The following is an 817-nucleotide window of genomic DNA, read 5'->3' on the forward strand; positions in this document are numbered from 1 at the left end:
GCTGTACATGAGGCGGCTTTCTTCCGAGAGCCGCGCCATATACACGAGGAGAGAAACCATGCAGGAATTGCAAAACGTAGTTTCGACCGCATTCGCCAAGATCGTTGCCTCGGGCGCCATCGAAAAAGCCATCGAGAAAAAGCTGGAAGAGACGATCACCAGCGCGATCGACAACGAGATTCGTGGCTATTCCGACTTCGGTCGGGCCATCAGCGAAGGCATCAAGAAATCAATGCACGTCGACTTCGATACTCTCGACATTCCGGGTTACAACGACCTGATTCTGAAAATCCTGCGCCAAAAGCTCGAGGCCAACATGTCGAACGCGCTGACCGCAGGCATCGACGAGCAGATGACCGAGCTTCTCGCGCCGCCTCCGGCCGAAATATCGCTCGAGGATCTGGTTGAAACGTTCAAGCGGGACGAAATGGGACACGGAAGCGCCCTGAGTGACTCGATCACGCTGATCGTCGAGCAGGACCGCGACTACAGCACCATGCAGTTCACGATGGTCTATTTGGACCGGTCGGCGGGAATGAATAAGAACGCATGCTCGTACCGGATTCACCTATGTGACGGCAAGGTACTCAGCATGAGCATAGATAGGAAAGATGCAGAGAAGACGTTGTTCATAGGCCCGCTCTACCGCTTTTCTCGCCGCCTCTTCCAGATGTATGCGGCCGGTACCAAGCTGATCGTTGGCGACGACCATGAGGACATCGATCGGTACTACCCGGATTACCACGACTGAACCGGACTCCTCCCCGGCGAGGGAACGCCCCCGATGATGCAGGCGTGACGGCCGCCAGAGTGCGGC

1 protein-coding gene is annotated in these 817 nt (G+C 56.4%); it reads left to right on the forward strand.

Going from position 1 to position 817, the window contains the following annotated elements; translation table 11 throughout:
* Positions 1–751: hypothetical protein (locus PBR20603_RS24000; protein ID WP_343041988.1), on the forward strand; the 751-nt coding region annotated here is incomplete at its 5' end.
* Between the last annotated feature and the right edge of the window lie 66 nt (positions 752–817).

It is taken from the genome of Pandoraea bronchicola, from assembly GCF_902459805.1.
GTDB lineage: Bacteria > Pseudomonadota > Gammaproteobacteria > Burkholderiales > Burkholderiaceae > Pandoraea > Pandoraea bronchicola.